The sequence below is a fragment of the Micromonospora sp. NPDC047753 genome (assembly GCF_040642735.1).
GTDB lineage: Bacteria > Actinomycetota > Actinomycetes > Mycobacteriales > Micromonosporaceae > Micromonospora.
The window spans coordinates 1-4,991 of record NZ_JBEYSL010000494.1; the positions used below are offsets into that span (position 1 = coordinate 1).

Below are 4,991 nucleotides of genomic sequence, written 5' to 3' on the forward strand. Positions count from 1 at the left end.
ACCGACCACCGCTGTGATGCCGTCGTACGCCTGGGCCAGCGCCTCGTCCGGCACCGGCACCGGCTGGCACGACACTGGACGGCTGATCACCGACGACGGCGTGCCATCCACTGCCAGATGTGGGTGCCGTTGAGGCTCGGGTCGTTGCGGGCCACGTAGATCCAGGACCAGTGGCCGGGGAACTGGTAGCCGTTCCAGACGACGTGGTCGTACAGGCTGACCAGTGATCCCGGGATGAGGTCGTGGGCGTGGATCGTGTTGGTCTCGGGCGGCACCGTGTCGTCGTCGAGCGAGGTGACCAGCCAGGTCGGGGTCTGGATCTGCGCCAGCTCCGCGTCGGTGATCAGCGGCGGGCCCTCCCCGCTGAGCGGCTGGACGACGCCGCAGATCGGCACCGACGCGGCGAACAGGTCGGGGTAGGCGACTGTCATCTCCAGTGACATGTAGCCGCCGTTGCTGCACCCCACCACGTAGATCCGGTCCGGGTCGACACGCTTGCGGCGGACGAGGTCCTGGACGATCTCGCGGATCAGCGGGGCGAACCGGGGGCCGTCCTCCATCCAGTAGGAGGTGCTCTGCGGAGCGACGACGTACGCGCCGGAGAAGATCCGCTGGGCCTGCGGGGTGGCGAAGCCGAGTGCTCCCCGGTTGGCGCGCAGCGTGGTCTCGTTGTCGTAGTAGTCGTCGGGCAGTGAGGCGCCCTCGCCGCCGCCGTGCAGCCAGAGGATCAGGGGTCGCCTACCGTGCCGAGGCGAGTGGTCGGGAGAGTAGAGCCGGTGCTTCATGCCCGAGCCCGAGACGTGGTGGCTGAAGGCGTCGACCTCGGGGTTGGACAGCCGCCCCTGCACGAAGCGCGTGATGGTGAGCGGCGAGCCGTGGCGTCGGACGATCGGGGTGTTCTGGGTGATGGTGTAGACGAGGTCCAGCCGGACGTTGCGGCCCCGGCTCAGGATGTAGCCGAGGGTGCCACCGCCAGGTTGACCCTCGGCGTGGCTCAGCTCCAGCACGATGTTGCCGTGCCGGTCGAGCCGGGCCGCGGTCACCGTGCGGTCCAGGTCGTACTCGCTGAAGATCAGGTCGCCGGGGGCGATCGGGATCGGGCTGGTGGCCTTGGCGTGCACGCTGAACGTGCCGGGGGTCAGTCCGGCCGGGTCGATCGGCCCGAGCCGGGCGGTGTCGAGGGTGACCGAGGTGACCTGCTCACCACCGTCGAGCGTTCTCGCGTCGAGGGTGAACCTCACGCTGGTGGGATGGTGACCACCAGCGTGGGCGGCGACGCCGGGCAGGGCCAGGCCGATGGCGGCACCGGCCCCTCCGGCCAGAACGGTGCGACGAGTGACAGGCGTGGACATGCGGCCCCCGTACCTCACGATTTAGACGAGCGTCGATGACATCTCAACGTAACGCGGTGGAGATCAGCTGGCAACCGGTGCGGGCACTGGACACCACCCCGCCTGATCCACCAGCAACCAGACCACCCGAGTCGTACTTTGGGACGATCTGAAGTCGCACCACCGTTCGTACGATGAGTCCCATGCACCCTCGCCTGCACGCGGTGTTGGCCGAGCCGCGTGTCTCCCCCACCCCGTCCCGGGTGTGGCGCGACTGGGCGGTGATGGCCGTCCTCGGGCCGGCGATCGTGGTGGAAGCAATCTTCCGACCTGATCTGCCCTGGCGGGTGGGCTGCGCCGTCGTCGCGCTCGCGCTGCTGCCCACGCTCCTGTTTCGGCGCACCGCGCCGCTCGCGATGGTGGTGATCGCGTTCGGCTGCACGACAGTCGCCCCGTTCGTGCTGCCCGGCGATCCGTGCCAACTGTTCACGGCGAGCTTCCTGGTCGTCCTGGTCCACGCGCTGTTCCGCTGGGGTTCCGGCCGGGATGCCGTGATCGGCTCGTTCTTCGTGGTGGCCAAGGTGACCACCGCCGGTCTGGTCGGGTCGGTCGACGGTGGCGAGTTGGTCGCCGGCTTCGCGGTGATGTTCGCCGCCGCCACGCTGGGTGTCGCGATCCGCTTCCGCGCCGCCGCCAGGCTGCGCGAACTCGATCGGGTGAAGCTGTTGGAGCGGGAGCGGCTCGCCCGTGACCTGCACGACACTGTGGCGCACCACGTGTCGGCGATGGCGATCCGCGCCCAGGCCGGCATCGCCGCGTCGGCGGGCCAGCCGGGTGCCGCCGTCGAGGCGCTGCGGACCATCGAGGCAGAGGCGTCCCGTGCGCTTGCCGAGATGCGTGCCATGGTTCGCGTCCTGCGGCGCGACGAGCCGGCCGACCTGGGGCCCAACCCGCAGGTCGCCGACATCGGGCGGCTCGCCGGGCAGTTCCGCACCGGGCCGACCGTCGACGTGGAGCTGTACGGCGACCTCGGCGACCTTCCGCCCACCGTGGGCTCCGCGCTCTACCGCCTCGCCCAGGAGTCGGTCACCAACGCCCGACGCCACGCCCGCCACGCCACCCGCATCGAGGTCAGCGTCGCTGCCGACGACACGTCAGTGCGCCTACGGGTCAGCGACGACGGCGAGGCCGGCACCTCCCGTCCGCCCGGCTCGCCCGGTTTCGGCCTGGTGGGCATGATGGAGCGCGCCGATCTGCTCGGCGGCACCTGCGAGGCCGGCCCCAACCCGGGCCGTGGGTGGACCGTCACGGCAGTGCTACCGCGCGAGGGGGCCGGCAGGTGACGGTTCGCGTGCTCGTGGCGGACGACCAGGAGATCGTCCGTACCGGGCTCACCATCATCCTGAACACGCAGCCCGGCATCGAGGTCGTCGGTGGGGCCTGTGACGGCCGGCAGGCGGTCGCGCTCGCCCGGCGGCTACGCCCCGACGTGTGTCTGTTCGACATTCGGATGCCGGGCATGGACGGCATCGAGGCCACCCGGGCGCTCGCCGGGCCAACGGTCCCGGACCCGCTCGCGGTGGTCGTCATCACGACCTTCGACCTCGACGAGTACGTGTACGCGGCACTGCGGGCCGGCGCCCGCGGCTTCCTGCTCAAGGAGGCCGGTCCCGCCCTGCTCAGCCAGGCGGTGCACGCCGCCGCTGACGGGGACGCGCTGATCGCGCCGAGCGTCACCACGCGGCTGTTGAAGGCGTTCGCCGAGGCGGATCCGGCCGCGCCGCGCACGCAGCCCATCGAGGCGCTCACCGACCGGGAGGAACAGGTCCTGGTGGCCGTCGCGCGGGGGCGCACCAACAAGGAGATCGCCGACGAGCTCTACATCACGTTGAGCACCGTCAAGTCGCACGTCACCAGCCTGATGACCAAGCTGGGGGTGCGTAACCGGGTCGAGGTGGCGATGTGGGCGTACGAGACCAACCGCAGCCGACGGCACTGGTGAGCGACGGAAGTACGACGACGGCGTCCGACCATGGTCCGACCCGATCGCGGCCCTTGTGCCGATGAGCGGGGGCGGGTACGGCGTCCACCATCGGTGGCATGACGATCCGCGAGTGGCGGCTACCGGCCGCGTTGATCCTGCTGGGCCTGATACCGATGCTCGCCGGCGCGGGACGGCTCACCGAGTTGGGCAGCGGACCCGAAATCACCCCGACCAACGCCCGCTTCGTCGCCGATCCGCTGCCGGTGGTGCTGCACATCGTCGGCGCGGTGGTCTACACGATCCTCGGCGCGTTCCAGTTCGTGCCCCGGCTGCGCCGCTACCCCTGGCACCGCCGTGCCGGCCGGGTGCTCGTCCCCTGCGGGCTGACGGTGGCGTTCACCGGCCTCTGGATGGCCGTCGCGTACGACCTGCCGGCCCACGACAACGACGTGCTCGCCGGTATGCGGCTCATCTTCGGCTCGGCCATGGCCGGCTCGATCCTGCTCGGTCTCGCCGCCGCGCTACGCCGGGACATCGCCCTGCACCGCAGGTGGATGGTGCGCGGTTACGCGATCGGCCTCGGCGCCGGCACCCAGGCGTTCACCCACGCGCCGTACCTGATCGCGACCGGGGAACAGCCCGACGGGAACCTGCGGGCCGGCCTGGTGGTCGCCGGTTGGGTGATCAACCTTGCGGTGGCCGAGTGGTACCTGCGGCGTCCGACCCGGGTCGTCACCGCGCCGGCCCTCAAGCTGAGCTGAGCCCGCCGGCCGTCGGTGACCGGCTCGGGCCGCCCCGGATGTCCTCCTCGATCCGCTTCGCGGCGGCCAGCAGCGGCGGGAGCAGCTCTCGACGGATCATCTCGAAGGACCCCCGGCTGGCGTGCGCGGAGACGTTCACCGCGGCGATCACCGACCCGTTCTCGCCGTGGATCGGCGCGGCAACGGAGCGCAGGCCCTCCTCCAGCTCCTGGTCCACGATGGCGTGCCCCTGGGCGGCGATCTTCGTCAGGACGGTGCGCAGCTTCGCCGGGTCGGTGACGGTGCGCCGGGTCAGCGGCCGCAGCTGCGCGGTGGCGAGGTAGTCGTCCAGCCAGTCCGCCGGTTGCGCGGCGAGCAGCACCCGACCCATGGAGGTGGCGTACGCGGGGAAGCGCGTCCCGACGCTGATCCCCACCGTCATGATCCGCTTGGTGGGCACGCGGGCGACGTAGACCACCTCGTCGCCGTCGAGCACCGACACCGAACAGGACTCGTGCACCCGCGCGACGAGCGCCTCCATGTGCCGCTGCGCGAGCTCGGGCAGGCTCAGGCTCGACAGGTACGCGTACCCGAGTTCGAGGATCCGTGCCCGCAGCGAGAAGAGCCGACCGTCGGTGTGCACGTACCCCAGCTCGACAAGCGTGAGCAGGAACCGGCGCGCCGCGGCCCGGGTCAGCCCGGTGCGTCTGGCCACGTCGCTGAGCGTGAGCTGCGGGTGGTCGCCGTCGAACGCCCGGATCACCGCGAGGCCGCGCTCCAGCGACTGAACGAACTCCGGCGACCTCGTCGCCTCCTCGCTCACGCTCACCCGGCCTCCTGCCGCAGGGTCTCCCGGGCCACCTTGAACGCCCGGTTCGCCGCCGGTACGCCAGCGTAGACGCCGACCTGGAGCAGGACCTCCGCCACCTCCGCCGG

General features: G+C 71.3%; 6 protein-coding genes. 3 read left to right on the forward strand and 3 right to left on the reverse strand.

The genetic code is table 11. The features are described 5' to 3' along the window. Positions 1 to 86 precede the first annotated feature (86 nt). Positions 87 to 1,352 carry a prolyl oligopeptidase family serine peptidase gene (locus ABZ749_RS29335; protein ID WP_357233474.1) on the reverse strand — a complete coding sequence of 422 codons (1,266 nt, stop codon included), beginning with the start codon at positions 1,350 to 1,352 and terminating at the stop codon, positions 87 to 89. 173 nt (positions 1,353 to 1,525) lie between these two features. Here ABZ749_RS29335 and ABZ749_RS29340 point away from each other — a divergent pair, with 173 nt between their 5' ends. From ABZ749_RS29340 to ABZ749_RS29350, 3 genes are all read left to right on the forward strand, one after another. After that, positions 1,526 to 2,674: a sensor histidine kinase gene (locus ABZ749_RS29340; protein ID WP_357233476.1), complete on the forward strand. Its 1,149-nt coding sequence runs from the start codon at positions 1,526 to 1,528 to the stop codon at positions 2,672 to 2,674. Next, complete coding sequence (locus ABZ749_RS29345; protein WP_357233478.1) at positions 2,671 to 3,333, forward strand: response regulator transcription factor; 663 nt, start codon at positions 2,671 to 2,673, stop codon at positions 3,331 to 3,333. The genes ABZ749_RS29340 and ABZ749_RS29345 overlap by 4 nt, the downstream gene beginning before the upstream one ends. A gap of 98 nt (positions 3,334 to 3,431) precedes the next feature. Next, the gene (locus ABZ749_RS29350; protein WP_357233480.1) at positions 3,432 to 4,076 is read left to right on the forward strand and encodes a DUF2306 domain-containing protein; all 645 of its coding nucleotides are present in this window, start codon (positions 3,432 to 3,434) and stop codon (positions 4,074 to 4,076) included. Here the strand turns inward: ABZ749_RS29350 and ABZ749_RS29355 are convergent. Then, positions 4,063 to 4,884 carry an IclR family transcriptional regulator gene (locus tag ABZ749_RS29355; RefSeq protein ID WP_357233482.1) on the reverse strand — a complete coding sequence of 274 codons (822 nt, stop codon included), beginning with the start codon at positions 4,882 to 4,884 and terminating at the stop codon, positions 4,063 to 4,065. The two genes, ABZ749_RS29350 and ABZ749_RS29355, sit on opposite strands and share 14 nt — an antisense overlap. After that, the gene (locus ABZ749_RS29360) at positions 4,881 to 4,982 is read right to left on the reverse strand and encodes a hypothetical protein (RefSeq protein WP_357233484.1); all 102 of its coding nucleotides are present in this window, start codon (positions 4,980 to 4,982) and stop codon (positions 4,881 to 4,883) included. The genes ABZ749_RS29355 and ABZ749_RS29360 overlap by 4 nt, the downstream gene beginning before the upstream one ends. Positions 4,983 to 4,991: the final 9 nt, after the last annotated feature.

Coding starts and splice junctions, on each gene's coding strand:
- ABZ749_RS29335 (WP_357233474.1), bottom strand. CDS start 1,352: ATGTCCACGCCTGTCACTCGTCGCACCGTTCTGGCCGGAGGGGCCGGT.
- ABZ749_RS29340 (WP_357233476.1), top strand. CDS start 1,526: ATGAGTCCCATGCACCCTCGCCTGCACGCGGTGTTGGCCGAGCCGCGT.
- ABZ749_RS29350 (WP_357233480.1), top strand. CDS start 3,432: ATGACGATCCGCGAGTGGCGGCTACCGGCCGCGTTGATCCTGCTGGGC.